The sequence below is a fragment of the Rheinheimera hassiensis genome, assembly GCF_022436675.1.
Lineage (GTDB): Bacteria > Pseudomonadota > Gammaproteobacteria > Enterobacterales > Alteromonadaceae > Alishewanella > Alishewanella hassiensis.
Genome location: NZ_JAKUJZ010000008.1, coordinates 125,451 through 151,097, shown reverse-complemented (window position 1 = coordinate 151,097; position 25,647 = coordinate 125,451). Strand labels below are relative to the sequence as shown.

21 protein-coding genes are annotated in these 25,647 nt (G+C 49.7%); 8 read left to right on the top strand and 13 right to left on the bottom strand.

The features are described 5' to 3' along the window. Positions 1 to 130: 130 nt before the first annotated feature. The 7 genes from MJX74_RS17860 to MJX74_RS17830 form a co-directional block, all read right to left on the bottom strand. The gene (locus MJX74_RS17860) at positions 131 to 1,771 is read right to left on the bottom strand and encodes an amino acid ABC transporter ATP-binding/permease protein (RefSeq protein ID WP_240224376.1); all 1,641 of its coding nucleotides are present in this window, start codon (positions 1,769 to 1,771) and stop codon (positions 131 to 133) included. Next, entirely contained in the window at positions 1,758 to 3,491 is a 1,734-nt protein-coding gene (gene cydD / locus MJX74_RS17855) for a thiol reductant ABC exporter subunit CydD (protein WP_240224375.1), read from the bottom strand. Before cydD ends, MJX74_RS17860 begins: the two co-directional genes overlap by 14 nt. Next, a complete protein-coding gene (gene cydX, locus MJX74_RS17850; RefSeq protein ID WP_068233175.1) occupies positions 3,475 to 3,588 on the bottom strand; it encodes a cytochrome bd-I oxidase subunit CydX in 114 nt (37 codons plus the stop codon). Before cydX ends, cydD begins: the two co-directional genes overlap by 17 nt. Positions 3,589 to 3,615: 27 nt before the next feature. Next, the gene (gene cydB, locus MJX74_RS17845; protein WP_240224374.1) at positions 3,616 to 4,752 is read right to left on the bottom strand and encodes a cytochrome d ubiquinol oxidase subunit II; all 1,137 of its coding nucleotides are present in this window, start codon (positions 4,750 to 4,752) and stop codon (positions 3,616 to 3,618) included. Position 4,753: 1 nt separating this feature from the next. Next, positions 4,754 to 6,313, bottom strand: a complete 1,560-nt coding sequence (locus MJX74_RS17840; protein WP_240224373.1) for a cytochrome ubiquinol oxidase subunit I — start codon at positions 6,311 to 6,313, stop codon at positions 4,754 to 4,756. A gap of 139 nt (positions 6,314 to 6,452) precedes the next feature. Then, complete coding sequence (locus tag MJX74_RS17835; protein WP_240224372.1) at positions 6,453 to 7,313, bottom strand: MurR/RpiR family transcriptional regulator; 861 nt, start codon at positions 7,311 to 7,313, stop codon at positions 6,453 to 6,455. A gap of 127 nt (positions 7,314 to 7,440) precedes the next feature. After that, positions 7,441 to 10,194, bottom strand: coding sequence for a TonB-dependent receptor domain-containing protein (locus tag MJX74_RS17830; RefSeq protein WP_240224371.1), 2,754 nt, complete (start codon positions 10,192 to 10,194; stop codon positions 7,441 to 7,443). A 205-nt stretch (positions 10,195 to 10,399) separates the two neighbouring features. Here MJX74_RS17830 and MJX74_RS17825 point away from each other — a divergent pair, with 205 nt between their 5' ends. After that, positions 10,400 to 11,602 (top strand): anhydro-N-acetylmuramic acid kinase, encoded by a 1,203-nt coding sequence (locus MJX74_RS17825; RefSeq protein WP_240224370.1) that lies wholly within the window; start codon positions 10,400 to 10,402, stop codon positions 11,600 to 11,602. A 34-nt stretch (positions 11,603 to 11,636) separates the two neighbouring features. On the opposite strand, the gene MJX74_RS17820 is transcribed toward MJX74_RS17825, so the two are convergent. After that, positions 11,637 to 11,858: a hypothetical protein gene (locus tag MJX74_RS17820; RefSeq protein ID WP_240224369.1), complete on the bottom strand. Its 222-nt coding sequence runs from the start codon at positions 11,856 to 11,858 to the stop codon at positions 11,637 to 11,639. Between the two features lie 204 nt (positions 11,859 to 12,062). Here MJX74_RS17820 and MJX74_RS17815 point away from each other — a divergent pair, with 204 nt between their 5' ends. Next, positions 12,063 to 12,452, top strand: coding sequence for a YybH family protein (locus tag MJX74_RS17815; RefSeq protein ID WP_240224368.1), 390 nt, complete (start codon positions 12,063 to 12,065; stop codon positions 12,450 to 12,452). A 327-nt stretch (positions 12,453 to 12,779) separates the two neighbouring features. Here MJX74_RS17815 and MJX74_RS17810 read toward each other — a convergent pair whose 3' ends face one another. Together MJX74_RS17810 and MJX74_RS17805 are read right to left on the bottom strand one after the other, a co-directional pair. Beyond that, positions 12,780 to 13,373: a LysE family translocator gene (locus tag MJX74_RS17810; RefSeq protein ID WP_240224367.1), complete on the bottom strand. Its 594-nt coding sequence runs from the start codon at positions 13,371 to 13,373 to the stop codon at positions 12,780 to 12,782. Positions 13,374 to 13,391: 18 nt separating this feature from the next. Then, on the bottom strand, positions 13,392 to 14,222 hold the full coding sequence (locus MJX74_RS17805; protein WP_240224366.1) for an AraC family transcriptional regulator: 831 nt from the start codon (positions 14,220 to 14,222) through the stop codon (positions 13,392 to 13,394). 805 nt (positions 14,223 to 15,027) lie between these two features. Here MJX74_RS17805 and MJX74_RS17800 point away from each other — a divergent pair. From MJX74_RS17800 to MJX74_RS17780, 5 genes are read left to right on the top strand one after another with little or no spacing between them, the layout of a single operon-like run. Next, entirely contained in the window at positions 15,028 to 16,032 is a 1,005-nt protein-coding gene (locus MJX74_RS17800; protein ID WP_240224365.1) for an MvdC/MvdD family ATP grasp protein, read from the top strand. Further along, on the top strand, positions 16,020 to 16,892 hold the full coding sequence (locus MJX74_RS17795; protein ID WP_240224364.1) for an SDH family Clp fold serine proteinase: 873 nt from the start codon (positions 16,020 to 16,022) through the stop codon (positions 16,890 to 16,892). The genes MJX74_RS17800 and MJX74_RS17795 overlap by 13 nt, the downstream gene beginning before the upstream one ends. A 5-nt stretch (positions 16,893 to 16,897) precedes the next feature. After that, positions 16,898 to 17,416 (top strand): MauE/DoxX family redox-associated membrane protein, encoded by a 519-nt coding sequence (locus tag MJX74_RS17790; protein ID WP_240224363.1) that lies wholly within the window; start codon positions 16,898 to 16,900, stop codon positions 17,414 to 17,416. Continuing rightward, on the top strand, positions 17,409 to 17,978 hold the full coding sequence (locus MJX74_RS17785; RefSeq protein WP_240224362.1) for a hypothetical protein: 570 nt from the start codon (positions 17,409 to 17,411) through the stop codon (positions 17,976 to 17,978). The genes MJX74_RS17790 and MJX74_RS17785 overlap by 8 nt, the downstream gene beginning before the upstream one ends. Continuing rightward, positions 17,975 to 19,777 (top strand): ABC transporter ATP-binding protein, encoded by a 1,803-nt coding sequence (locus MJX74_RS17780; RefSeq protein WP_240224361.1) that lies wholly within the window; start codon positions 17,975 to 17,977, stop codon positions 19,775 to 19,777. Before MJX74_RS17785 ends, MJX74_RS17780 begins: the two co-directional genes overlap by 4 nt. Positions 19,778 to 19,850: 73 nt before the next feature. Here the strand turns inward: MJX74_RS17780 and MJX74_RS17775 are convergent, their stop codons facing one another. Both MJX74_RS17775 and MJX74_RS17770 read right to left on the bottom strand, forming a co-directional pair. Further along, positions 19,851 to 20,096: an EF-hand domain-containing protein gene (locus tag MJX74_RS17775; protein WP_240224360.1), complete on the bottom strand. Its 246-nt coding sequence runs from the start codon at positions 20,094 to 20,096 to the stop codon at positions 19,851 to 19,853. A gap of 103 nt (positions 20,097 to 20,199) precedes the next feature. Continuing rightward, a complete protein-coding gene (locus MJX74_RS17770) occupies positions 20,200 to 21,117 on the bottom strand; it encodes a LysR family transcriptional regulator (RefSeq protein ID WP_240224359.1) in 918 nt (305 codons plus the stop codon). 128 nt (positions 21,118 to 21,245) lie between these two features. On the opposite strand from MJX74_RS17770, the gene MJX74_RS17765 reads away from it, so the two are divergent. Further along, on the top strand, positions 21,246 to 22,421 hold the full coding sequence (locus MJX74_RS17765; RefSeq protein ID WP_240224358.1) for an MFS transporter: 1,176 nt from the start codon (positions 21,246 to 21,248) through the stop codon (positions 22,419 to 22,421). Positions 22,422 to 22,459: 38 nt separating this feature from the next. Here MJX74_RS17765 and MJX74_RS17760 read toward each other — a convergent pair whose 3' ends face one another. Beyond that, a complete protein-coding gene (locus tag MJX74_RS17760) occupies positions 22,460 to 25,468 on the bottom strand; it encodes a di-heme oxidoredictase family protein (protein ID WP_240224357.1) in 3,009 nt (1,002 codons plus the stop codon). Between the last annotated feature and the right edge of the window lie 179 nt (positions 25,469 to 25,647).

Sequence of the window (25,647 nt, the reverse complement as noted above, 5' to 3'; positions counted from 1 at the left end):
ATCGCGCACTAAGGCTGATTTTAGAGACTTTTATCGTTAATTGCAGCAATTGGTTTTTTTAATTAGTGCTAAAGCTAAATTAATTGAAGCTCCGTTTTCCCGATAGTAAGGTGCATTTTAACCGGCGCAGTTATAGCCGCAGCTGATTAGCTTGCGGTATATTAAGCTGCTGATGGCTGACAATAATCAGCAAGCTATTACGCTGACGCTGCAGCAAGTTTTGCAACACCTGTTGCGTGGTTGCGGGGTCCAGCCCGGCAAAAGGTTCGTCTAGCAGTAATAGCGGCCGCTGCGTTAGCAACAAGCGCGCCAGGGAAATGCGCCGGGCCTGGCCGCCAGACACCGCGGCACCGTATTCACCCATCACCGTATCCAGTTGCTGCGGCTGGCTTTTTACCCAGTCGCTTAGTGCCACATCATCTAATACCTGCCATAGCTGTTGCTCGGTTGCATCTGGCGCACCTAAGCGTAGGTTTTGCGCCAGAGTTAAATCAAATAAGTCCGGTTGTTGTGGCAAATAGCCCACAGTATTACTCAGTTGCCATTCGGCGTATGGCAGGCCGTTCAGGTTGATATCACCACTAAACGCCAGTTGATTAGCCAGCGCCTGCAATAAAGTCGTTTTACCGCTGCCGGAGGCGCCACTGACAAGTAGTACATCACCACTTTGCAGGTTAAAGCTGACCTGTGAAGGGCCAAGTAAAGCACCATTCTGGCGTGCCGACAACTGCCATACATTCAGGCTCAGCGGTGCGGCAGGTTCAGGTTTGCCAAGCTGTTTTGGTGCGCTGACATCAGTTAACTGATTCAGCCGGTCTCGGGCCGCCACGCTCAGCCCTAGCGCAATAAAGCTCTGGCATAGCGGCAGCAATACTTCATGCAAGGCCCACAGTGCCAGCATGGCGGCCAGCAGCAGCGGCACGGTTAGCCTGTTGTCTGCCACCAGTATGCTGCCTTGCCACAACAGTGCCAGCAGGCTTAATGCCAGCAAGCTTTGCTGCACCAAAGCGGTACGGCTGATTAATTGCTGCTGGCACAGCTGTAGATGGATATAAGCCTGATCCAGGGCGCTAAATTGGTTGATTTTATCTGCCCAGCGTTGCCACAACAGTAACGACGTCAGCATTGATAGCGGCTCCAGCAACAGCTTACGCCGCTGTGTAGCGGTGCAGGTATCCTGTTGTGCCAGCGCTTGGCCTCGGCGCACCGTAAGCAGCGGCAACGCCAGCGCCAGCAGCAGGCAAGGGGCGGCATAGATCACCAGAGTAGGCGCCAGCAAAGACCAAAACAATAGCACCAGCACGGTTAAACTGCAGGCCCAGAGCCAGGGCGCAATAACTTTTAATGGGAACTGATCGAGTAAATCGATATCACCGACCAGACGTTGCAGCGTATCTGCTGAATGGCGGTGGCTGTGCGGCTGCTTTGCCAGCGCGTTAAAGCTGTGTACGCGTAAATCCTTTAGCAGGCCAAGAGCGGCATAGTGTGAGGTTAAGCGCTCGGCGTAGCGCCCGGCCGTGCGGCCAATGGCACAGAGGCGGATAATCGCCGCCGGGCGGAAGTAATCAAAACCATAGGCCCCCACGCTGGCCAGCCCTGCCAATGCGGCGGCACTAATAAACCAGCCGGATAGTGCCAGCAGGGTTGCTGCGGCCAGTAAAGTGACCAACCCCAGCAATAGTGCCAGCAGCCAGGCGTTACGCCGGCTGTGCAGCAAACGGCGTAAACGTATAGTAGGCTCAGGCGTGGACATACTCTCATGGGTGGGCATAGCGTGCTCCGCCAACAGGGTTAACCGCCGGGTTGGGCAGCCGGATCACGTCATCCAGCCAGTCCAGGCCATGTAGCTGGTGGCTAACGATAATCAGTGTTTTACCCTGGCTGAGTGTGCCAATCAGCTGGTGTAAACGATAAGCGGTAGCGCCATCTAAGTGCGCGGTGGGCTCGTCCAGCAACCATACTTTAGCATCGCGCAACAACAACTGCGCCAGTGCCAGCCGTTGCAGCTGGCCGCCGGATAAACCCCGACCACGCTCGCCCAGTACAGTGTTAAGGCCAAGCGGTAATTGCTGTATTAATGGCCACAGCTCTACCTGTTGCAGCGCATTAATGAGCTGTTGCTCTGTAGCGTCGGGTACGGCGAGGCGCAGGTTATCTGCAATGCTGGCTGCAGCAATACTGCTGTACTGCGCCATATAGCCCAGTTGCTGTTGCCAGTGGTGGCGTTCAAGCTGCGCCAGGCTGAGCTGATTGATCAGAATATTGCCCTGATATGGCACAAAACCCAGCAGAGCATATAACAGGCTGGATTTACCGCAGCCACTTGGCCCCTGCAGGGCAATGCGCCCGCCACTTTTTATGCTAAAGCTAACGGGTGCCAGCCGCTGGCGCTGCTCTGCAGTTAAAATATGTAGTTGTTGCAGCTCGATATCTGGTGCGCCACTTAGTGTTAGCTGTTGTGTGCCCGGGTGTTGCCAGGCCTGACGCTGTAAAATGGGGCTTAGCTCGTCAATTGCGGCTTCGGCCTGTGCTTTGGCGTGGTAATCGCTGCCAAGCTGGCGCAGAGGGGCATAAAACTCCGGTGCCAGCAGCAAAATAAACAAAGCGCCCTGATAAGGCACCGGTATAACCTCTTTGGCCCAGGGCAAAATCCCCAGCAGCCCCAGGCCTAAATACAGTGCCAGTAAGGCGATGGCCAGTGCAGAGAAAAACTCCAGCACTGCGCCGGATAAAAACGCTAATTTCAGTACGCCCATGCTGCTGTCGCGGTAACGCCCGGCGGCAGTGGCAACAGATTGCGCAGCGCGTTCAGTAGCCTGTAGCTGTTGCAGCGTAGGCATACCTCGCACTAAATCAAGAAAACGGCCACTCATGCGGCTAAGTTGTTGCAACTGGCGCTGGCTGGCACCGGCGGCGGCATTGCCGAGCAAGATCATAAACAGTGGCACCAGCGGGGCGGTAACTAATAAAATAACTGCCGCCAGCGGGCTGTAAATAAAGGTGGCACCCACCAGCAGCAATGGCGTGATCAGCACCAGATAACGTTGTACATAATAGCGGCTGATAAAACCATCCAGCGCATCAACCTGCTCCAGCAGTTTGCTGCTTAAGCTACCATCGTTACCGTACTGGTTTTTAGCCGGGCCGGCGTCAGCCAGTTTTGCCAGCAGCTGCACACGTAAGCTGCTACGGATATGCTGGCTGGCCTTTAAGCTAAGTTGTTCACGGTAATATTGCAGTGCAGGCCGCCCCAGCAGGCACAGCGCCAGCCAGGGCAGGGTGTTAAGCAGTTGGTCGCTGTTAACTGCCAGGCCTTGCTGGCTGATAACAAGCCAGCTGGCAAACAGGCTGGCCAGTAAATAACATTGCAAGATAAACAGCAGGCTGGCGCTTACGGCTAACAGCAGGGCGCTATTAAGCCGTTTACGCTGGCTTTGCAGCAGTGTTGCCAACTGCTGCGCCGGTTTGGTTGGGCTAGTCAGCTTGGGCATCCTCGCCTTCGTAGCCTTTAAATTCCAGCCACATGGCATTGATAATGCCAAATGAGCAGGCCATTAATACGCCTAAGATCCAGGCAAAATACCACATAATTTGCTCCTTTTTCTTCGCTGAAGATCAGTACAGTGAATGACTATTGTCACGGATATGCTGCTCGTTTAAGCGCCCGCGCATGACAAAGTAACTCCAGGCGGTATATGCCAGGATCAGCGGTACAAAGATGCAGGCCACTACAAACATAATCATCAGCGTGGTTTCACTGGCGGTGGCGTCCCACATGGTCAGGCTGTGTGCCGGCGTGGTGCTGGATGGCATAACAAACGGGAACATACTGATACCTGCCGTTAGCACCACCATGGCAATAGCCAAAGATGAGCTGATAAAAGCGGTAATATGGCGCTGCGTTTTACTGGCCAGCGCGCAGATTAAAAAGCCCGCCACGCCAAGCGCCGGTGCCAGCCACAGCAGTGGCCATTTAGCATAGTTACTAAACCAGGCTCCGGCACTTATCAGTACCGTTTTGTCGGTAGTACGGTTGGCACCGTTAGTATCAATAATACTGGTAACGCTATAGCCATCTACTGCAAGAAACAGCCAGACACCGGCCAGCACAAAGATAACCGCACATATAAGGGCGAGTACTACCGACAGTTTTTCGCTGCGTGTTTTAAGTTCGGCTTCGGTCTTCAGCTGCAGGTAAGTGGCGCCGTGGTTTACTATCATTAGCAAACTTAACACGCCGGCCAGCAAGGCGAAGGGATTAAGCAAGGCCCAAAAGCTGCCGGTGTAGTGCAGGCGCAAAATGTCGTCAAAGTAAAAGGGTACGCCTTGTAGCAGGTTGCCAAACGCTACGCCAAAAATCAGCGCCGGTATGGCCGAGCCTGCAGTAAGCGCCCAGTCCCAGCGGCTACGCCATTGCTCATTGTCAATTTTAGCGCGGTATTCAAAGCCAATCGGCCGTAAAAACAGCGCAAACAGCGTTAACATTAAGGCGATATAAAAGCCACTGAACGAGGCGGCATATACCGTAGGCCAGGCTGCGAATAAGGCACCGCCAGCAGTAATCAACCATACCTGATTACCATCCCAGTGCGGCGCTATGGTGTTGATCATAACGCGGCGCTCGTCATTGCTTTTGCCCAGCACTTTTAGCAAGGCGGCGACACCCATATCAAAACCGTCGGTTACTACAAAACCAATCAGCAGTACGCCAATCAGCAACCACCAGATAAACCTTAGTGCTTCGTAATCCATGTTATGCCTCCTTCACGGTAGCTGGGCTTTCTAAATCGTACTTACCGGTATGCAGGCTGGAGGGCCCAAGCCTGGCGTATTTAGTCATCAGCCACATTTCGATAATCACGAAGATGGTGTATAGCACTACAATGGCGCCAAGGCTGAACCAGATATCGCTGACACTAAGCTGCGACACCGCTAAATGGGTTGGCAGTATTTCACCTATGGCCCAGGGCTGGCGGCCATACTCAGCAACAAACCAGCCTGCTTCACAGGCTATCCAGGGCAGCGGCAGGCTGAAAAGGGCAAATTTAAGCAGCCAGCGTGGTTTATCTACCGTGCGTTTGGCGCTGTGCCAGAAGGCCGCAGCAAACAGCACCAGCATTGCTACGCCGCACGCTACCATAATGCGGAAACTCCAAAATAGCGGCCACACTTTAGGCACAGAGTCTTCTACCGCCTGAGCAATATGTTCGGCTGTGGCATTGGCAACATCGTCGGTGTAAGCCGTTAACAGCATGCCATAGCCTAAATCGGCGCTAACTTCATTAAAGCGATTAATAGTAGCGGCAGATTTGTCACCGGCGCGATATTGCGTCATCAGCACATAAGCTTCCTGGCCGCGGATAATACGCTCAAGGTGTTTTTCTTTCAGTTCGCTGATGCCGGCTACTTCTTCTGTTACCGAACGGGTAGCAATAAGGCCAAGTACGGCCGGAATTTTCAGCGCGTAGTCGGTGGTTTGTGTTTGCTCGTTCGGCACGCCAAACACGGTAAAGGCAGCGGGTGCCGGGTGGGTATGCCATTCTGCCTCAACGGCTGCCAGTTTTACTTTTTGCACATCGCCAATTTCATAGCCTGATTCATCTCCCAGCACTATTACCGACAGCGCACTGGCCAGGCCAAAGGCTGAAGCAATAGCAAAGCTGCGCCGGGCAAACGGTAAATCACGGCCTTTGAGCAGATACCAACTGGAAATGGCCAGTACAAATACCGCACCGGTAACATAACCGGCCGATACGGTGTGAACAAACTTAACCTGAGCTACCGGGTTAAAAATAACCTCGCTAAAGCTGGTTAGCTCCATCCGCATCGTGTCGATATTAAATACTGAGCCTACCGGATGTTGCATCCAGCCGTTGGCGACTAAGATCCACAACGCCGACAAATTGCTGGCTAATGCCATTAGCCAGGTTACTGCTAAATGTTTTTCTTTGCTTAACCTGTCCCAGCCAAAGAAAAATAAGCCGATTAGGGTAGATTCAAGAAAAAATGCCATCAGTGCTTCAATTGCCAGCGGTGCGCCGAAAATGTCGCCAACATAATGTGAATAATAAGACCAGTTGGTACCAAACTGGAACTCCATGGCGATGCCGGTGGTAACGCCAAGCGCAAAGTTAATGCCAAATAACTTACCCCAGAATTTGGTCATATCACGGTAAATGGTTTTACCGGTCATAACATAAACCGATTCCATAATGGCCAGTAAAAATGCCATACCAAGAGTAAGAGGAACAAACAGGAAGTGGATCATTGCCGTAAAGGCAAACTGAAGTCGTGACAGGTCTACAATATCCATCTGCATACTCCGCGTGCGCAGGTTAATGTTAGGCAGTACCTATAAGGTAGTACAGCCCAAACACTATACAAGCGAAGGCAGCCAGCGCTTATGCGCTGGATCAAGCTTTTGTGACTCTATATTAGAATATTTTAATGTGTTAGCGTTTACGGGCTAAAAAGGTGTCTACTGCTTTGTTGGATGCCGCCAGTTTTTTGCGGCCTTGCGGGCAGGTTTGGGTTAGCAGAATAAACAGTGTGTCGATCACCAGCTCCTGGGCATTACGCGCCAGAATAGATGACAGCCGCGCAGAGCTTTCATCTGCTACTGTGTACAAATTCAGCCCGGCTAGCCGGGCAATGCTATTGGCACCATAAGCGGTAATACTGATAATTTGCACGCTGTTGCTGGCCGCTTGCTCGGTAATTTTCACGCTATCGGGCGTTTCACCCGATTCACTCAGCACCACCAGCACATCGTCGGCGGTGTAGTTAGCAATATTGGCCAGTTGCACATGGGTGTCGGTTTCAGCCAGCGCCGCCATACCGAGCTTTTGCAGCTTGTAAGAAAAATCTTTTGCCACTAAGGCTGAACCGCCTTTGCCACACAGCAGCACCCGTTTGGCATTGCGCAACATCAATGCAGCCTGTTCATAGCAAGTTTGTGAGTTAATAGTATGGGTTTTATTCAACACATTAATTTTGCTGGCCAGCAGTTTCTGGCTCATGGTGCTGAAGGTGTCGTCCAGTGAAATCTCGCCGTGTAGTTTGTCTGCACTGGCTGGCAGCACCTGATGATGCAGGCTGTCGGTTATAGCAAATTTAAAATCCGGGTAGCCTTTGTAACCCAGTTTCTGGGTAAAGCGCACCACACTTGCCTGGCTGATGCCCACGGCTTTTGCCAGCATTTGTGATGGCATATCACGGATATGATCCGGGTTGGCCAGAATATATTCTGCCAGTTGTTGCTCAGCCCGCGGAAATTTGTCGCGCAGGGCATGAATTTTGTCGAGTACAGACATCCGGTATTCCTGTTTGCAGCCTGATTGGCTCAGTATAGTAAAACGGTTTTAACCAGCAGCTTATTATGACGGGAGGGAATTGAAAAGCCCGGCCTGCAATACAGGCCGGGAAACACCGGGTCCGGGATTAGAACGCGGGCTTGTAACGCAGTGAAATACCCACAGTGCGACCTAAAACTGAGTAGTCACTTACTGTGTTGAAGTGGTTGGCGCCAGATACCGGTAATGGCGGCTCTTTATCCAGCAGGTTATCAATACCAGCTGTTACGCTAAGCTCATCAGTTGCCTGCCATGATGCAGATAAGTCGATATAGTTTTGCGCACCAATGCTGATACTGCGGTTGGAGGCACTTTCTACTTCGCCAATACGACGCCAGCCCAGCTGAACGCCCAAAGTGTCGAGGTTCCAATCCAGTGTCATACGGTGTTTGTAGTCTGCCTGCAGCACGCTGGCAAAATCGCCAGAGCAAGCGCTGCCAAAGGTGCCTTTACAGTCAATCGCTGGCAGGGTGGCGTTGTCCTGCCGGGTTTGCTTGGTAATAATGGTGCCCTGATACGCCAGCTTCATACTGCCGCCCATAATAGCTGGGGCGTCGAAGCGGTAATTAACCGCCAGGTCAAAGCCGTCTTGCTTCACGGCTGCGAGGTTAAAGTCGTTTACAATGGCCGTGCTGATCAGGCCGGTTTGCGGGTCGCGTCGTACTGCGTCACACAAGGGGTTACCAGCAACAGGGTTGTCGATATAACAGTTTTTAAGCGCGGCAGCCGGTTGGATCTGGCTTACTGCATCAGTAATTTCAATGGTGTAGTAATCCAGAGTGACATCAAACCCTTTCAGGTAAGACGGCGTATACACCAGGCCCAGCGTAGAAGACACGGCTTGCTCTGGTTTAATGTCCGGGTTACCACCAAAGGTGTAACTGGCGGTAGAGGCATCAAACGGTGTGCCTACCGGCGCGGCACCGTAACGGGCGCATTGCTCGGCATTACCGGTGCCCAGTAAACATGGGTCTCCATCGAAACGGCCGGCAAAGCGTGGTACAAACTGCTCGCTGGTTTGATCAAACAACGCCAGTGACAAGGCGGTGATCGGGCTGGCAAATTCGCCTAAGTTAGGCGCACGAAACGCAGTTTGGCGGCTGGCACGAATACGCACATCGCTGTTTATGGCCCAGTTAATGCCAAGCTTCCAGGTGTTTTCGGCGTCGGTGTTAGAGTATTCAGAAATACGGTAAGCTGCTTCAATGTCCAGTTGCTCGGCAAAAGGCTTGTCAAACAGTACTGGTACCAGCACTTCAGCATACGCTTCTTTGCTGTCGAAACTGGCGTCCATGTCAAATACACCGGCTGAGGAAAAGCTGGTGCCGTTACGAAACGCATCGCCCGGAATTTGTTTGCCGGTTTCTTTACGGTATTCATAACCCAGCGCATAACTCACTGCACCGGCCGGTAATTCAAATAATGGCGCTGAATCGCCCGATACTGTAGCCGCTAATACACTTTGGGTACGTTCGCGATTAGCAAACAGCAGTGGTGCGCTAAACGAGCTTAAATCCAGTTGCGGATCAAAAATATCTACCGTGTTGGCCAAAGCACCGAAACGGCTGACACCGCTATTGTTGTTGCGGTAGGCATTGTTATAAATGCTTGAGGTTTCGTCGGTAAGGCCATACTGGGCGTAAACGTCGTAACTTAAGCTATCGGTTAATATGCCTTTTAAGCCCAGTTGGAACTGGCTGGATTCGCGCACGGCTTCAGTGTTCTGAACACCCAGGCCAAGATTGCGCTCTACGTTAACCAGCGCATTGCCGTTTGCGTCAAAGCTGATTAGATCGCGCGCCGCCGCAGGAATATAAGGGTTATTTGCTGTTAAGGTAACCCGTTCGTTAACTGAAATGGGGGTTTGGCCAGCAGAGCCTGCGCCGGTCACTTTTACTTTGGCGTACATGCCACGGCCGTACAGTTCAACGTAGTCGTTAAATTCAGTATTGAAGAACAAACCGGCAGATAAACGATCCATTGGCTGGGTAAGGTAGCGCTGATCAGTAATATTTACTGTGTTACGCCCTGTCGTCACGCCGCCGTTATCGTCAATACCAAAGCTGTTGCCGCTGGCAACATCGGTATAAAAACCGCCGCTATTAATAATGCTGCCGCTGTTTTGCATCGCCCAGTCACGTTCACCGGCCAGCAACGCTTTGCGCTCAGAGTAGCCGACATAACCGGTAATATGGCCACGGCCATTGGCAATATCGCCACCAAATACGGCTTCAGTATTCATTTTTTCACCGCCACCATCGGCAGTTTCATAACTGGCCGACAGCTCAACGCCATCAAACTTGTCGTCCATAATAAAATTCACTACGCCAGCTACTGCATCGGCGCCGTATACGGCAGCTGCACCACCGGTTAATACATCTACCCGCTTAATTAAACCGGCCGGAATAATATTGACATCTACCGAGTTACGAAAGCTGAAAGGCATGGCACGGGTACCGTTAATCAGCACCAGAGTACGGTTTTGGCCCAGGCTACGTAAGTCGATAGTTGATGAGCCTAAAGAGTCACCCACGGTGGCGCCGGTAGCATTGGCACCTGCTGCCGCTTGCGGCAGTTTAGCGGTAATGTCTTCAACGTTAACGGCGCGGTCCAGCTGAATTTGTACTTCATCTACCGAGGCGACCGGGCTTGATGCAACAAGTTCAGTGCGGGCGATGCGCGAACCGGTGATGGTGATCACTTCGGTTTTTTCTACCGCTGCTTCATCCGTTTGTTGTGCCAGAGTGATTTGGCTGAATAATGCCAGGTTTACTGCTAATGCCAGTTTCGAGGCCTGGCGCAGTGTGTGACCGGCGGTTTTGCTGCTAAGGTAAGACGCCATCTGTGTATACTCCCAGTTGCTGTAGCTAGAATATCGGGTTTAGATTTATGAATTTTTTATACATTAGTAACTAGCTTTCGATGAATATATACCCCAATGCGAAATTTTATGCAATTTTATTTAGTGTTAATCTTAGTGTTGTCGGATAAATTATTCATGCTACAGTTTGCAACAATAGTTTTGGTTAGCCTCAACAGGAAAGCACATGCACACACATATTCAGAACTTGTTTAATATTGCCGCCAAACCCAGCCGTAAGGTTATTGGCTTGATGAGCGGCACCTCGCTCGACGGCCTGGATGTGGCACTGTGCGAACTGAGCGGCGATGGCCTTAATACCCGTATTAATTTGCTGCAGTTCACCACGGTAGATTACGATGCCGACTACAAGCAGCGGGTAAAGGCAGTGTTTTCCAAACGTGAAGTAGACCTGCAGGCAGTAACACTGCTAAACCCGTGGATTGGCCTGGAACACGGCCGCATGATTAACCAGTGCCTGGCGCAGTGGCAACTTACCGCTGCTGATGTTGACGTAATAGCCAGCCACGGCCAGACCATTTTTCACTGCCCCAAGCGCCAGCATAATCTGGCTGATTACGGTAATGCCACGCTGCAAATTGGCGATGGTGACCATTTAGCCATGGCCACCGGTATTATTACGCTGAGTGATTTTCGGCAAAAACATATTGCTGCCGGCGGCGAGGGTGCACCCTTAGCGGTTTATGGCGATTATTTATTGTTTAGCAGCAATAGCGAAAACCGAATTATGCTGAATATCGGCGGCATAGCTAACTTTACCTGGCTGCCACAAACACTGGACGCCGAAGCGGTATTTAGCAGCGACATCGGCCCTGGCAATACAATGATGGATGCGTTTATTCAACAGCATTATCCGGGTAAGTACTTTGATGAAAACTCCTTACTGGCCAAAGCCGGAAAGGTAAGTGAGCCTTTACTGGGGGCGTTAAAGCAAGACCCGTTTTTCGCGCTGGGCTTTCCCAAAACCACCGGGCCGGAGGTGTTTAACCTGGCCTATCTTGCTAAGGCGCAGCAGGTAAGCGGCACAGAGCAGTTAAGCCATGCCGATATTATGGCGACACTAAACTGTTTTAGCGCCGACATGATTATCAGCGCCATTCAGCAAACCACAGCAAAACTGGAGCGGTTTGTTATTTACGCCAGCGGCGGCGGTATTCATAACCCGTTATTAATGGCCCAAATTCAGGCTGCACTGCCGGGCGTAAGTATTAAAACCACCCATGACTTAGGCATAAACCCCGACGCGAAAGAAGCGGTATTATTTGCCGTACTAGCGAATGAATGTTTAGTCGGCGGTAAGCAAAAATTCAGCAACGCCCGCGAGGGAATACCGGGCGTTACTATGGGGAAGGTGAGTTTTGCTGATTAGGGCCCATTAAGGGCCCATGCTAGACCGGCATAGGTTAATACTGACGGTTACGACGGTTGTCGCGCACCAGCCACCAGATCAGGTAGCCAACAATAATAACCGGCAATAGCGTAACCACTAATGAGATACCTACGCCGAGAATAGCGCCGAAAACGCCGATAACAATGGCAAAAATGGTCGCAACCGCCGCCAGTAAAGTAGGTAAGCAGTAAATACCTACAACAACTAATAAGATAATAACCAGTGTTCTGTTCATAGTGTTGATCCTTTTAATGTTAAACATACGGTGTTTTATCATTAAGCAATCAAGTGTTATGCCAGTATTTTTATCATTATAAATTAGGTGGTTAGGTATATTTTGCTGAGGTGCTGCAAACCTGCAGCCAATGTTTTAGTCGTTTTCACCAATAATTAGTAAGAATGCAAAGGCTTACCTTAAGTACAAAGGAGTAATCATTCAATGAATCGCCATTTAGTCGAACTGCAAATAGAAAAAGCTGATAGAGCCATCGTTGCTGAAGATTTTGAAACGCTAATGGATATTTATACTGACAATGCAGTTTTGGTAGTGATGCCCGGCGTTAATGCGGTTGGTAAAGCTCAAATTCTGGAAGCATTTAAGAAAATCGCCGTCTATTTTAAGAACGGCTTGCAAGTGAAGCAAAATGGTCTGGAAATTCTGGAATCAGGTAACACGGCGCTGGTATTGGCAAAAACTATTGTATCCGGTCCAAATTATCCTGAGACAGAGCGTAAAGCTACGTATGTATTTGAGAAGTCGCCAAATGGTGAATGGTTGTGTTCGATAGATAACTCCTACGGTCACGACATAATTGGTGCAAATGCCTAAGCAAAGGTAGACCACCTGCTTTTCTGGGAGCTAAGTGAACTATATTCGGTAATTTTTAGTCATTTTTGCTGTTGTTCGCAGTAGCAGAGTATAGGATTTAGCATGAAGTATTTAATAGCATTGTCCATGTTTGTATCTTCTTACACTTCAATCTCTAAAATCTATAAAGCTGAGCAGCTGTTAGTAAAGCAGTGCCTGGAAGATATTACCATTACCCCGGTTTTTTCTTTTCCTGTTAAGTATTTGTTAAATAAAGGAAATATTCCAATCTTCAGCCTTGCCATCGCTGTAAAAATTCGGCGAAATCGATATAGCCATTATTATAATTCAGTGTAAAAATGAAGCCATGCCCATGCCCATGCCCACTGCAACAAAAACTAAGAACAGCGCCATTACTTTGTTAATGGCATTCAGATAGCGCGCCTGATTGATATGGTTGCCAAGCAGGCGGCCAAATACAAAGTAAGACCATGGTGCGCCAAAGGCGAATACCGCCAGCCCCAGACACCAGAGCAGCAACGTTATGCCAGATATACCGGCTGCCGGAAATTGTACCGTAGCCACCGGCAGTGCTACGGTGATCCCTTTCGGATTAAGCAGTTGTATTAGCAAGCCATCGCGAAACGTCAGTCTGCGAGCCTGAACTGCGGGTTGCTCACCGGCTTGTGAGCGGAAAATTTTGTATGCCAACCAGAGAATATAAAGACTGCCGATTGCCGAGGCGCCTTTGAGCAATGAATCATTCATCACCTGCTCGCCGATAAGTGCCACTGAGAAAAACAGCACAAACATGGCAACTGCGACGCCAGCGAAGAAGCCGAAGAGACTACTTTGTTTCTGAATACCATTATTAAGGCCAATAGCATTCACCGGCCCAGGCGTGTACATCACGCCAAAGGCATAAAGAATTATGTCTGTCATGGATTGCTCGTAGAGTAGTTAGATATTGAAAATCAGTTGTCGCTGATATTGGTGCGGCGTAATGCCAAAAACTCGTTTGAATTTGCGATTTAAATGGCTGACATCTGCGAAGCCTAAATTGACGGCAACAGTGCAAGCTTTGTCTCCCACTTCAAGCGCCTGCTTAGCGCGGTTGATACGACAATTCAGCACGTACTGATGTGGAGTCATACCGAACTGCTGATTAAACAGACGGATGAAGTGATATTTGGACATATTGGCCGTTTTACATATCTCATCCACAGTCAGTTTTTGCTGCAGATTACTGAGAATGTACTCTTTAGCACGCAGCAGCAGCGTATCTTTACGGCCATGATATTGGCCACAGTTAAATGTGCCTCCGCCGAGGCGGATAACCGACTGTGCAATACTGAGTAGTGCCGCTTCTTCTTCCAACGCCGACAGTGTTGGATCACGCATCACCTGGCTTAGCTGCAGCACCTGATTACGCAATTGCTCGTCGTGAAACAACGAATGTGTAAGCCGTGTCTGGTTTTTTGAAATTTGCCCGAGCGATTGCATCATATTTAGCAGCGTTGTTTCGGGAATGTAGACCATCTCGTATTCCAGTTCGGAATGTGCGCCGGCACAGCCATCGTGTACCTGCTCCGGATTAAAGAAAATGACATTACCCGCGTTACTTCTATGAAAAGCCCCGTCGCTGAAAAAATCCTGACGGCCTTTGCGCGTTACACCAATACTGTATTCTTCATGCGCATGTTTGTCGTAGCTAAACTCTTTCATCCGGGCAGAGAAAGCGCTCAAACCATCGATATGTGGGCTGGGAAGGTATTGAAACTGCTCTTGCATGATGATGTCATTCGTTTGCTGTAAGGGGTAAATCGAGTATAAAAAGCCAGCCTGCGAAAGGATAGAACAAAATTGCTGACTTTAATTTCACATCGGATTTATTGATAGCAGGGCTTTATCCGGTTTAAAAAGCTTGGAAGGGGGCAAGCAACGGTCTTGCCCCTGGATGTTAGCATGCCCACCACTCTATGAGTTCAGTACGGAGCTGCGGGGCCGGTCTGAATCTTGCCTTACCCTGAGGATTCAAAATTCAGCAATATTCGCCGGCGTCTGGTGGAAGTAACAATAGCCTTCCGGAAAAGTTTACCCGTACCTAGTTGCCGATATCGGCGAGTCGTTGAGTTTCACAAATAGTCGTGGATACCGTGTCTGATAATTTGATACAAGTTACTTTTTTACCATTTGGTGACGTAAATATAAATTTTATACTTTTAGATATTTGTTTTTAATTTTAATACATTTATTTTTTATAATTTTTTCATCTTGTTCGTATTGCTTTTGTGTGGTTAATATACGTGGTCACTTTGGTGATATATGAAAATTATACTTTAAAAAAATAGAGGGACTAAAAATGCAGAAACAAAATCAACCTAAGCTGTTTGCGTTTAAATTAGCTGAGAAGGCAAAAAATACAAAGAATGACGCTGCCAAATGGCAGGCTCGTGATGGTGTAGCGACAGCGGGTTGCTCTGCCCCAGACTATCGTGCCGATGGGCGTCTAAGCAGAGACACAGGTATGTGGTGCTAAGCTTTCATTATGCCCTTCGTTTGTTGAAGGGCTTTTCCTATTGAGGGCTTTTTTGCGATGCCTGTAGTATTAGTCGTCTCCCATTCTGAAGATATACACGTTGATTTAGTCTTACCCCTGATAGCTCATGACAATATTCAGGTATTCAGACTCAACTCGGACTGTTTTCCCCGCGATTATCAGTTTTGGTATGGTTATACATCAACAGGTATTGAGGGTGAACTCACACATTTACCTTCTGGTTTAGCTATAAGGCTGAAAGATATTGCCGTTGTGTGGTTGCGCAAACCTGCTGAATTTAGCTTTATTGATGCTAATTTAGCTGAGCAGGAACGTGCGTTTGCTGTTGAGGAGACTGAGCATGCGTTATTGGGCGGGCTATATAGTCTTCATTGTTTCTGGATCAGCCATCCATTGCAGTTAAGAGGTGCAATGTGGAAAGTTGAGCAGTTACAAAGAGCGATTTCTTTTGGTTTTTCTATTCCTGCGTCGCTGATTACTAATTTGCCTGCTAAGGTTGCCCAGCTTGCTGCTAGTAGCCCCGATGGCATTATTTTCAAAGCTTTATCATCATCTTGGTTAGGTGCGGATAAAGTTGAGCCGGATAAACAACTCAGTACTGGCTTGGCTACTACCTTATTAACTGAACAAGATTTATCTGATTTATCCGCAGTGTCAAACCTTCCTTGCCACTTCCAGCACTATGTAAAAAAAGACTATGAGTTAAGGGTTACCGTTATAGGTGAACAGTTGTTTGCTGCGCAGATCGATTCTCAGCAAGATAAGCGCACCGAGGTTGATTGCAGAGATATGAGTGCAGCGATAAGTTACAGCAAATATCAGTTGCCTGTTGACTGGGCACAGCGCATTTTAGGTTTTGTACAAAGTTATGGCCTTTCTTACAGCGCACTGGATTTTATTGTGACCACTGACCAGAAACTGATTTTCCTGGAAAACAATCCGAATGGTCAATTTTTATACATTGAGCAATTGGTGCCAGAGCTAAAGCTCTGCCAAGCGATGGCTGATTTATTAATAGAGAAGGCTTTATGTCAAAACTAAATGCAGATGGTGTTCGTTCTGCAATATCTCAAATAGAGCAACGACGGAATAGCCGGGTATTGGTGCTGGCGGCTACTCATTTGGATTTGGATCTGCTACCGCAATTATATAATGAGTTGCAGCGCTTAGGGCGAGTTAAACGACTTGACTTGGTATTGCAATCCAGAGGCGGCGAAATAAACGCTGTAAGGCGTATCGCAATGCTGTTACGAAGCTATTGTGACGAATTACATGTGCTGGTACCGTATTTTTGTCAGTCAGCCGCTACATTGTTAGCACTGGCTGCAGACCAAATTGTTGCTGGTGAATTGGCAATGTTTTCGCCTGTGGATCCTCACCTGCATGGCTCAGGTATGGGGGAGGCTGAAACAGCAGTGTCAAGTTTAGATATATGTAAATTCAAAGAGATGGCTGCAGATTGGTTTGGCATGAATTCTGAACAAAGCCAGGCTGCATTGTTGACGACTCTGTGTGAACAGCTGTTTCCGCCAACACTAACCGCTTTTTATAGAGTCAGCACTGAAGTTCAGGTTATTGGGGAGCAGTTGTTACAATGGCAGTTGCCTGAGCATTCCAGTGAAAAGCGTGCGGCTATGATCCGAAACTTGCTAACTGGATATCACTCGCATCACTTTGCATTATCGGGAACCGAGTTGCAGAATCTTGGATTTAAAGTTAAACGTGAAGCAGAAATTGAGCCTTTGCTGTGGAGCATTTCCTTGTCATTACAGGAGGCTATAGGCGAAAAGACAGGTTTTAATAATGACGCCCGGCTTGAAGCTGTCTTGCTCAGTAGCAGTAAGTCATATCTGAGAACCCAACAGCCAGAGAACATCAGGCCTGTTTGGATACAGGAGTAATAAAGATGGAATTGCTTTTGAGTATTTGCCGCTATAGCACCGCTTTGCTGTTTTTACTGGCTGCCATATCCAAGATCCTCAAGTTTAAGAGCTTTCGCCGTAATTTGTCTGAGTCTTTTAATATACCCAATTCACTCAGTACTCTCTGTGCGCTGGTGATTGCAGTGATAGAGCTTAGCCTCGCGCTCTGGCTATTGACGTTATCGGGTTCGGCCAAATTTGCAATGTTGCTGGCGCTGCTCCTGATGGTTGTTTTCAGTATGGTTTTGGCGGCAATTTATTGGCTGAAAGGGCCGCTTAGGTGTAATTGTTTTGGTGAGCAGCACAGAACATTCTCTGTCGCGGATCTTGCACGTAACCTGTTAATTATGTGTGGAATAAGTCTGTACTTGATTGCACCGGAGGTTCAGTTTCAACCGGTGATGTTTATGCCGTTGCTTGCTGTTGCTTTGGCTCTGACGCTGGTTTTAATTCACTTGCATGAAACAATCGAGCTTCTATCAGTAAGGAGTGAGTATGACTGATATTCAGATGCTTAGCGGATTGGTTTGCATACTGGCTTTGTTGTTGGCGCTGAATTTAAAGCTGACATTTACACTGTATAAAAAGGTTAAGCAATTGCCGGGCTTTGTTCACCTGCCGGATGCTCTGGCTGAAGGTACAATATTGCCACAGTTATCCGGAAAAAACGTGCTAAATGCGAAACTAGAGTTGGTTTGGCGGCAAGGTTCCGCTACCGCAGTATTAATGTTTGCAAGCCGTTGTCCAAAATGCAAAGCGAAGCTGGCTGAAATACCTCCGTTGCTGTCATTGATCGATGGTAATGGAGTGGAGATTAAACTGGTCACTAATGAATCAGTCAGGCATTTTCGCCGGTTTTTGGCAGATGACAAGCTGGTAGAGCATAGTATAAAAGTTAGCCAGCCTGATTATTTGCAACTGAATCCTCAGCAAATGTCACCAGCCTATCTTTTTATTGACCATCAGGGACAAGTTGAAGCTTCAGGGTTGATTGGAGATGAAAACTGGACACTTTTTTGTGATCAGCTACAGATGTTTGCTAACGTTCAGCAGAGTGTTGCGTGACGACATCAGCAAAAGAAAACAAAGTACAACGCCAGATGTTCAGACTGCTGTGGTTGTTTCGCTGGCGGCTTGCGTGCGGTCTTGCGTTGATGCTGTTAACTGTTGTTTTTCAGCTGGCCTTGCCTAAAGGTCTGGCCTACTTTATTGACCATCTAAGTACACCTGATATTGCAGTGCTGAATGATCTCGCGGCTCTGATGCTTGTTGTGGTTGTTTTTCAGGCAATAGCAATGGCAGGCCGCTACTACGTGTTTGAGTCCACTGGGTATTTGGTGGTGCATCATGTTCGCGAGCAGTTGTACCGAAGCATCTTAAATAAACCTGTGGCTTTTTTTGATAAACATCATGTCGGGGAATTAAACAGTAGGTTAAGTTCAGACGTTGAGACATTACATGACACCCTAACAATGGGGTTAGCGCTCTTTTTACGTGCTGGTTTGTTGTTTATGGGCGCTTTAGTCATGATGCTGAGTATCTCCTTTTCCCTTGCCGCAACACTCATCATGTTAATACCGGTTAGTTTGTTTATGGCACGTTGGATTGGTAGGCAATTTCGGGTGCGCTCTATCCAGAAACAGAATGCTTTAGCCGCTTGCGGTAAAACAGCGCAGGAATATCTGAGCCATATCCGATTGGTGAAAGCGTTTAATCAGCAGCCTTATGCCAGTCAGCGCTACGTCGGTGTGAATCAGCAATCTTTACGAATCTCGCTGTCGAACACCGCCCTTTTTGCAAAATTTCAGTCGGGTTCGCTGTTGCTGACATTTGGCGCATTACTACTTACTTTATGGCTGGGGGCCGGCCAAATCAGTTCCGGAAAAATATCTACCGGCGATTTAACCAGCTTTGTTTTGTACGCCGGCATGTTGAGTATGTCCGCCTCAACTTTAAGTGACTTTTGGGGCGAATGGATGAGGACCGTGGGGGCGACCAGCGAAATTTTTGGCTTACTTGAGGAGGCCATTATTTCGCAGAGTACCGGGCAGGAAGTTGTGCTGGATGGCGCCATACAGTTCAGAAATGTTAGTTTTAGTTACCCTGAAAGACCTCTGCACTATGCGCTGAAGCAGCTAAGTTTTAATGTTCAGCCCGGAGAAAAAATTGCATTAGTCGGGCCATCCGGAGCTGGAAAGTCTACGGTGGTAGCGCTACTTCTGGGGTTCTACCAACCAAACCAGGGGCAGATTTTGTTAGGTAGTGAGCAAGTAACTGACTTGGAGTCATTAGCCGTACGTCAGCAAATTGCAGTAGTAGAGCAAGAACCTTCATTATTTAGTGGTAGCATATATGAGAACATCGCATTTGCAGTTTCTGAGCGGGAAGTCCGCGAGGATGAGGTGCAGCGCGCGGCGAAACTAGCTTGCGCCGATGAGTTTATCTGCAGCTTTCCTTCAGGTTATCAAACACAAGTTGGTGAGCATGGGATGCAATTATCTGGTGGACAGAAGCAACGCATTGCTATAGCCAGAGCAATACTCAGAGATCCTAAAATTCTTATTCTTGATGAAGCAACCAGCGCACTCGATGCCGCTAGCGAGCATTTAGTGCAGCGAGCGCTGGATTATCTGATGCAAAATCGAACGACACTTATTATTGCTCATCGTTTTTCTACAATTACCAGGGCAGACCGGATACTGGTGCTGGAGCAGGGAAGTTTGGTGCAAGAGGGTAAGCCGCAACATTTATCTACGCAACAGGAGGGAGCTTTTTACCAATTAATGCGTTTGCAATTAATGCAAAATATCGGTAGCCGCGCTGATGATGCTAACGTTAAAGCTGACATTAAGTTACGCCTGTAAGCAGAGAACGGGCGTAACAATAAGTAAAATCAGTTTTTCGGCTTAGCGCCGGCACCAGCTGAATCTTTTCTTCTTAGTACTCCCACCAGCAGTCTTGCCACCAGTCTAAGAATTCAGCGAAGTCGATATAACCGTTATTGTTGGTGTCGATAAGCTTAAAACCCTCTTCAACATGGCTGACTTTGGTTTTAGGGGCCAGCGCCGTAAGCAGTTCGATAAACTCGGTTAGCTCAATCCGGCCGTTGCCGTCACGGTCAAAAAAATTGAAGTTGCTTTTAATTTCTGCAATTTGCTCTGCAGACAAAGTCTCTCTATTCACTGGTATTGCCTTGTTTGTTAATAAAATATCGCTTTAGTGTACTGTGCGGCGAAATGCCTGTCTATGTTACAAGCCGACTGTTGTTACGCGGCAAGTGCTCCTGCTACTCAACAGTGCTGCTGCCTGCTGTCATTTTCTCCACCAGATAATCGACAAAGACGCGGATCCTGGCGGGGATATTTTTGCCGCCGATAAACACTGCGTGAATGGCCTCACGGTCTTGCGGGTTATAATCTTCCAGCAGTGCAACCAGTTGGCCGTTTGCCAGCGACTGCTGTACGTGGAAGCGGCCAACCCGGGTAATACCAATACCCTGCTGCGCCAGTTCCACCAGGGTTTCACCATTGTTGGCGATAATATTGCCGCTGACGGCCAGCATAAAATCGTGGCCATTTTCTCTGAAGGGCCAGCCGGGTTCTAAGCGGCGGAAACTGAAATCCAGGCAGTTGTGCCGGGCTAGATCGGCCGGCGTTTGCGGTACCCCGGCTTTGGCCAGATATTCCGGCGAGGCCAGCACCACGCGACCGGTGTCGCCGAGACGGCGGGCATTCAGGCCGCTATCGGGTAGCTGACCGAAGCGGATAGCCACATCGACCTGGCTGGAGGCGACATCTCTGATCTGATCAGAGACGTCAATCTCCAGTGTAATATCGGGATAGCGCTGCAAAAACTCTTTTAGCAGCGGCACTATCGTCAGCCGGCTGTGCGCGGTGGCAGTGGTTACTTTGATATTGCCGCTGGGGCTGCCGCGGTTGGCAATGGTCAGCTCGGTATCGTCCAAATCCTTCAGAATACGCCGGGCAGCTAATGCATAAGATTCACCTTCGCTGGTTAAACGCAGGCTGCGGGTGCTGCGTACTATAAGCCGCACGCCGAGGCGTTTTTCCAACCGGGTCATCATGCGGCTGACCGCAGACGGTGTTAGCGCCAGTTCACGCGCTGCCGCACTTAAACTGCCGGTACAGGCGACGGATAAAAAGGTAGCCATTTCGGCGGCTCTGTCAGTTTTTATGATGCTCATTTGTTACCTGCTTATTCTTGATCCGCTCATTTGTGAATTCAGGGCAAAGCTGAATGTATTTCCGGTCGGTTTTTCTGCGCTTTAATGTTGCGTATATTCTGCGCCATCACAAATTAACGAGACTTGATATGAAAATCAATATTCCTTTGCTCGCGCTGGCGCTGGGTGCCTTTGGTATTGGTGTAACAGAGTTTTCTCCTATGGGCATGCTACCGATTATTGCCGGCGATCTGGGGGTATCTATTCCGACAGCAGGTATGCTGATCAGTGCGTACGCTTTTGGTGTGCTGCTTGGCGCACCACTGATGACGCTGGTGTTTGCCAATATGGCCAGGCGTAACCTGCTGCTGTTATCGATGGCTATTTTTACGCTGGGTAATCTGATCTCTGCGCTGGCAGACAGCTATAACGTGCTGTTACTCGGGCGGATTATTACCTCATTTAACCATGGCGCCTTTTTTGGCGTCGGGGCTATAGTAGCGATGAACGTGGTGCCGCCGGAAAAGCGTGCCGGTGCAGTGGCGGCGATGTTTTCCGGCCTGACCATTGCTACCATCGGCGGTGTGCCGCTGGCTGCTTATATTGGTGAAGTAATTGGCTGGCGTCCGGCGTTTTTCGGCATGGCGGTTATCGGGCTTGTTACGATGGCGGCGCTGCGGTTGTCGTTACCGGCGATGGTGAATAAACAAAAAGCCAATGTCCGCAATGAGCTTAGGGTGCTGGGCAAAAAGCCGGTACTGGTGGCGCTGCTGTTAACTGTGGTCAGCTCCAGCGCTATGTTCACAGTATTTACTTACATAGTGCCCATTTTGCAGGACGAAACCCAAGCCTCTACCATGTTTGTCACTGCGATGCTGGTGCTATATGGCATCGGCCTGGCGGTGGGTAATGTGCTTGGTGGCCGTTTTGCCGACCGCTCAATGGATTTAACGCTGATTGCGTCGTTAGTTGCGGTGATGCTGTTGCTGGTGACGCTGGCGCTGGTGATATCGTCGCCGCTGCTGGTGGCGCCGCTGATCTTGCTGTGGGGTATTGCCAGTTTTGCCCTTGTGCCACCGCTGCAGGCGATGGTGGTGCAGGAAGCCGCAGAAGCGCCAAGCCTGGCGTCGGCGATGAATATAGGCGCGTTTAACCTGGGTAATGCGTTAGGTGCTATGTTGGGTGCGCTGATGCTTAGCGCCGGCTTTGGCCTGAACGCTGTGCCGCTGGCCGGTGCGGTTACTGCTGCGGTGGGGTTGGCCATGGTGTTGTGGTTTCGCCGCAACCGCTCAGCAAACGCCAACACAGCAACGGCGAACGCCTGAGGTAAAGCCCGGTGTTGTATTTGACACCGGGCCTGATCTTACAGCGACCCCAGAAAAGCCAGCAGGGCCTCGCGCTCTTCGGTGGCTAAATTAACAAAGCGGTTTTTAATCACTTCAGCTTCGCCGCCGTGCCACAAAATGGCTTCGGTTAACGTACGTGCGCGGCTGTCGTGTAAATAGCCCACCGGTGTGCCGGCCGCGACGTATTTGGTGTAGCCAATGCCCCACAGTGCCGGTGTGCGCCACATATTGCCGCCGGCTAAGCCTTCGGCAAAGTTATCGGCCAGCTCTTCACCCATATCATGCAACAGCATATCGGTGTAAGGCCGGATAGTTTGGTTGCGTACTTCGTCAAAGGCTGAACGGGCGCTGGTTTGCACTTCGCTGACATGGCAGGCGTTACAGCGGATGGCTTTAAATACCTGCTCACCCTGCGCAATTTTTGCCGGTTCAACATCCAGATACGCCATGGGCGATACGCCTTTAGGGTAACCGCTGACCAGGCTGCGTTGTGCCGGTACGGCTAACAGGTGCAGATATTCTGTCATTAACTGCAGCGCTTCATCCGGCAAGCCGGGTTCTGTGCCGCTGGCCGCATCGCAGTGTGCGGCCCCCGCCAGACAATCGCGGTTCGGGTAAATGGACGAGGTTACCGACATATCCAGTAAGGCGGCGTTAGCTACCTGGTGGCGCAGGCTGACTTTACCGGCTTTCCAACCGTAGCGGCCTAAACGCACGCCGCCGGTTTCCGGGTCATAGGCATAGTTGGCTGTTCCCAGTACGCCATCGGCATCGGGTGAGGTGCGCACCCTGGCTAAAATGGTTTCATCGTCAATGGCTTCGAGCAGCCCCATACCAATTAATGGCTGAGCTGAGCGCACTGAATAAACTTCAGGTGTTGGGCCTTCAAAGGCAATTTCCGGTTTACGCAGTTCAACCACAGTGCCATCGGCAAGTTGTACATTTTTGCTGGTAAAACCGGCAACCACAGCGGCATTGCCCCAGTTTTGCACTGCGCCGGTGGTAGCAGATCGCGCATTCATTTGCACAGCCTGGCCGTAAATCGGGTGCGGCAAATAGTTACCATTGGTGTCGGTACCGGTAGCGCCAACGCGGATCGCCATGGTATCCAGCCGCTGGTTTATTACTGTTGGGGCTACGCTACGGCCATTGCTGATATGGCAGTTAAAGCAGGATGACTGGTTAAAGCGCGGGCCCTGCAGGTAGCGGCCAGCGTCATTGCGATCATTACCATCTTCGTTATGCTCGCCGCTCCATAAGTTAGTGTGTAGCCAGCGCCGTCCTTCCATAAAGCGCTGAATATTTTGCATACCAATATTGTTATGTGGCTGCTGAAAAATAAAGCTGGCATTGTCGGCGTAATCGTATGACACCGATCCCAGCCCGCCTTGCAGAGTGCTGTCTGGTAAAGGTTCATTCATTAACCGAGGTTGCACGCCATACCAGGGGCGTAAGCCCTGGCCCATGACGTAGGTCAGCTCGTTAGTGTAATAACGAAAGGCGCCGTTATCGCCAATTGCATCCATGGCTTCACGGGTGGAAAAGAACGAGCCGGTAAACTCAATAACGTCGCCTTTTTTCAGTACCCGTGCTGCCACGTTATTGCCGTTTGGCACCAGTACGCCATCGGCATTCGTCGACAGGGCACGGTGGCCGGGGTAAGTATCAAACACCACGCTGCAGCCATCGTTAGCGCCGATAACGCCGTTATAGCCACTGTTAGGGTTTAATAGCACAGCATTAGCTGGTTTTTGCACGACAGGACAGGGTGCACCGTCACTCAGATAAGTAGAGTCATCGAGTAAATCGCCGGGGCTCATCCAGCCAAAACCGGTAACGTTGGGTTCGTCAAAACGGCGGACAAAAGAGTGACCGCCGCCTTTTTGCGCTTGCTGGTAATATTGGTTGACGATAATCCTTGGCGCGGTAACACCGGCAACGTTGCTGTTATCAATAAACTCGACGCCCCAGGTACGGTTTTTAAAGTAGTTAGCAATAAAGTTTAAATGTGCGCCAGGGCCTTTATCGGCAGGGTTGCCCTGGGCGTCGATTGTTTCATTCAAGCCAAAACCTATTTCGTTCCATTCCTCACCGCGTTCGCGGGCGTGGCGGGAGCGGCCTACCATACCAAAACGTGTTACCAGGGTGCCATCCGCCAGGGTAAAGCGCACGCTCTCAACCGGTTCAGCCGGGGCTGGCAGTGGTTGGCGGCCGCTACCACTTAGCGGGTAGGGCACATAGGAGGTGTCCAGCAGCGGCATGGAGTTGTCGCTGCCCGGCGCTTTAAATTCAACCTCAAACAAAGAATAGCCATACTGGGTGTGGCGCTTAATGCCTTGCAGCCGCACATAGCGGGCATCGATATTCAGGTTAAAAAACTCTTCAGTGCCACCTTGGGCTCCGGCGATATAGCGCAGTTGATACCAGTTTTCGGCATCATCAGAAATATAAATGGCGTATTCTTCAGCATAGGCGTTTTCCCAATACAGCTTGATATAACCAATGGCGGTTTTGGCACCAAAATCAAACTGTAACCAGGCGCTGTCAGCGTCGGCAACATCATCGCCCCAGGCGCTTTCCCAGCGGCTGGTTAAATCGCCATCAATGGCTTTATCTGCAGTATTATTGCCATTTTCATCGCCAGATGAGCTGGCAGATGGCGCAATTACTGCTGGCGCAGCGGCGCTTTTATCATAAGCTGCCGATAGCCTGAGCTCAGTCGGTGGCGGTGGTAACGACGGGCCGCCTGGTTTGGGCAGTGGCTTAACGTCGGCGCTTGGCGCGGTTTCAAGAGCAGGTTCTGGCAGCTCCCCTGCTGGCGGCGTTTCCTCTGGCGGTGGAGTTTCCTCTGGTGGTGTTGGGGCGGGGGGAGTTACCACCGGAGGTGTTGCTACCGGCGGTATAGTATCCGCATTGTCACTGCCACCACCGCAGCCCGACACCGCCAATGCCAGTGCAGACATAAGCAAACAGGCCAGCACAGGGTGCCTGTTGGCGGTCGGCTTAACAAAAGACCAAAGGCCCATACCAATTACTCCACAATAAATATAAAAATCAGGGTGTTTTTAAGTTTAGCGACTACAAAGCTGTTAATCATGAGTTAGTAGCATAATGTTTTGTGTAATTAATTGTTTATTACACTGCTGGTGTGACCTGATGGTTTGATTTGAGTGCTTCGCTGTATTGCTCTGCTGTTATTTTTATT

Coding starts and splice junctions, on each gene's coding strand:
- MJX74_RS17860 (WP_240224376.1), bottom strand. CDS start 1,771: ATGCCCACCCATGAGAGTATGTCCACGCCTGAGCCTACTATACGTTTA.
- cydD (WP_240224375.1), bottom strand. CDS start 3,491: ATGCCCAAGCTGACTAGCCCAACCAAACCGGCGCAGCAGTTGGCAACA.
- cydX (WP_068233175.1), bottom strand. CDS start 3,588: ATGTGGTATTTTGCCTGGATCTTAGGCGTATTAATGGCCTGCTCATTT.
- cydB (WP_240224374.1), bottom strand. CDS start 4,752: ATGGATTACGAAGCACTAAGGTTTATCTGGTGGTTGCTGATTGGCGTA.
- MJX74_RS17840 (WP_240224373.1), bottom strand. CDS start 6,313: ATGGATATTGTAGACCTGTCACGACTTCAGTTTGCCTTTACGGCAATG.
- MJX74_RS17835 (WP_240224372.1), bottom strand. CDS start 7,313: ATGTCTGTACTCGACAAAATTCATGCCCTGCGCGACAAATTTCCGCGG.
- MJX74_RS17830 (WP_240224371.1), bottom strand. CDS start 10,194: ATGGCGTCTTACCTTAGCAGCAAAACCGCCGGTCACACACTGCGCCAG.
- MJX74_RS17825 (WP_240224370.1), top strand. CDS start 10,400: ATGCACACACATATTCAGAACTTGTTTAATATTGCCGCCAAACCCAGC.
- MJX74_RS17820 (WP_240224369.1), bottom strand. CDS start 11,858: ATGAACAGAACACTGGTTATTATCTTATTAGTTGTTGTAGGTATTTAC.
- MJX74_RS17815 (WP_240224368.1), top strand. CDS start 12,063: ATGAATCGCCATTTAGTCGAACTGCAAATAGAAAAAGCTGATAGAGCC.
- MJX74_RS17810 (WP_240224367.1), bottom strand. CDS start 13,373: ATGACAGACATAATTCTTTATGCCTTTGGCGTGATGTACACGCCTGGG.
- MJX74_RS17805 (WP_240224366.1), bottom strand. CDS start 14,222: ATGCAAGAGCAGTTTCAATACCTTCCCAGCCCACATATCGATGGTTTG.
- MJX74_RS17800 (WP_240224365.1), top strand. CDS start 15,028: ATGCCTGTAGTATTAGTCGTCTCCCATTCTGAAGATATACACGTTGAT.
- MJX74_RS17795 (WP_240224364.1), top strand. CDS start 16,020: ATGTCAAAACTAAATGCAGATGGTGTTCGTTCTGCAATATCTCAAATA.
- MJX74_RS17790 (WP_240224363.1), top strand. CDS start 16,898: ATGGAATTGCTTTTGAGTATTTGCCGCTATAGCACCGCTTTGCTGTTT.
- MJX74_RS17785 (WP_240224362.1), top strand. CDS start 17,409: ATGACTGATATTCAGATGCTTAGCGGATTGGTTTGCATACTGGCTTTG.
- MJX74_RS17770 (WP_240224359.1), bottom strand. CDS start 21,117: ATGAGCATCATAAAAACTGACAGAGCCGCCGAAATGGCTACCTTTTTA.
- MJX74_RS17765 (WP_240224358.1), top strand. CDS start 21,246: ATGAAAATCAATATTCCTTTGCTCGCGCTGGCGCTGGGTGCCTTTGGT.
- MJX74_RS17760 (WP_240224357.1), bottom strand. CDS start 25,468: ATGGGCCTTTGGTCTTTTGTTAAGCCGACCGCCAACAGGCACCCTGTG.